Genomic DNA, 345 nt, shown 5'->3' with positions numbered 1-345 from the left:
TCCCGCATTACTTCCCGTTACTGCTGTAGTACTTAAACTTACTGCGGTATCTAAATCGGTTGCATCATCACCATTAACAAATCCTGAATAACTTGCTGTTAATCCTGGGTTTGCTGATCCATAAGTTTTACTCTTATCGTCCGCGGTTACCGTTAAGGCTGCTTTGTTAACCGTTAAGGTTCCTGCCACAAAGCTTACCGTGTAGTTTGCATCTGCTGCGGCACTCGCCGTGATTGGATAGGTTCCCGCATTACTTCCCGTTACTGCTGTAGTACTTAAACTTACTGCGGTATCTAAATCGGTTGCATCATCACCATTAACAAATCCTGAATAACTTGCTGTTAA

General features: G+C 43.2%; 1 protein-coding gene. It reads right to left on the bottom strand.

The window, feature by feature from the left end; genetic code table 11:
• Positions 1-345, bottom strand: a 345-nt coding sequence (locus Q0881_RS17775) for an MBG domain-containing protein (RefSeq protein WP_299163320.1), incomplete at both ends; no start/stop codon positions are given.

It is taken from the genome of uncultured Tenacibaculum sp., assembly GCF_947494125.1.
GTDB lineage: Bacteria > Bacteroidota > Bacteroidia > Flavobacteriales > Flavobacteriaceae > Polaribacter.
Note: the sequence above shows the minus strand (reverse complement) of the source record. Positions and strands in the feature narration are given on the sequence as shown.